Origin of the sequence: Sphingobacterium sp. T2 (assembly GCF_000814685.1) — a bacterium.
GTDB classification, from domain to species: domain Bacteria; phylum Bacteroidota; class Bacteroidia; order Sphingobacteriales; family Sphingobacteriaceae; genus Sphingobacterium; species Sphingobacterium thermophilum.
In genome coordinates, this window is sequence record NZ_JXAC01000272.1 from 1 (window position 1) to 1,229 (window position 1,229).

A 1,229-nucleotide genomic window follows, 5' to 3' on the forward strand; every position below is an offset into this window, starting at 1 on the left:
AGGGAAATAATGCGCATGCAAAATGGTTGCACAAGCAGCCCGACCAAATCCGGCATTATGTATTATACTACCGTTACGGAAAGGAGTGGCAAATAGAAATTTTGGATAGTAATATTACAGCAAGAGAACTTGCCCTATACAAAGATGGAGAAAAGCTGAATGCGGTAGCCGTAAAGGCGGTGGATAGGTTGGGCAATGAGAGTGACTACGACGCAAAGCTAGAATTAATAAATAAAATAATTAATAAATAGAAGGCCGGAACAATTGTTTCGGCCTTTTTATTTATAGACAAAAACCTTTCAGTTTTTACATTCTCTACTGGTATTGTGGTATGCTAAATGAATTTAAAAAGCTTATGCGTGTTTTTTTCATTTTTTTTAAAAAAAAATATGAAAAAACGTGTGAATATTTGAAATTGATTTTTTATTATTGTTATAGAAAGCGAACGCTAATTTTAACCTAATTATTGCCATAGTTTTTACCTAAAGAAAACTAATAAACTAACAATTATTACTTAAATGAACTACTATTATGAAAGCACGGTTACTTCTTTTCGTGTTTGGACTAATCTTTATTAGTGCCAATGCATTTGCGCAACGAACAATTTCAGGAAAGGTTACCGATGAGAGAGGCACGGGGTTAGGGGGAGTAACAATCCAAGAAAAAGGAAAATCCAATCAAACGGTGTCTTCCGCTTCCGGAACATATACCATTCGGGTTTCGGAAGGAGCGACATTGGTCTTTCGGTCTGTAGGGATGGTGGCTGTGGAGCGGAAAGTGGGCTCTGAAAATGTGATCAATGTCGTGTTGAAAGAAGATGCTTCCTCTATTGACGAGGTCGTTGTTACGGCTTTCGGTATTGAGCGGGATAGAAAGTCGCTGGGGTATTCTACGCCTCGCGTGTCGGGTGAGGAGGTTGCCGAAACCCAAAGAGAGGCTTTCTTCAACGGCCTTCAAGGTCGTGTGCCGGGGTTGTCGGTAAACAGCTCTAATGGCTTGCCGGGAGCTTCTGCGCAGATTGTCCTTCGTGGCTTTGTATCTATCTCCGGAGACAACAACGCGTTAATCGTGATTGATGGGGTACCGGTGGACAACTCTATCATCAATGAGCACGATTTGGTGTATGATGGAACAAACCGGGAAAACGACTACTCTAACAGGGCTATTGACCTGAATCCGGAAGATATAGAAAGTTATGTCATCATGAAAGGAGCAGAAGCCACCGCTAT

General features: G+C 41.1%; 1 protein-coding gene and 1 pseudogene. Both read left to right on the forward strand.

Annotation, left to right across the window (positions count from 1 at the left end):
* Window positions 1–251, forward strand: a pseudogene (locus SD31_RS17700) (hypothetical protein); the annotation flags it as partial.
* 280 nt (window positions 252–531) lie between these two features.
* A partial coding sequence (locus SD31_RS13975) for a carboxypeptidase-like regulatory domain-containing protein (RefSeq protein ID WP_039054570.1) occupies window positions 532–1,229 on the forward strand: 698 nt, incomplete at its 3' end.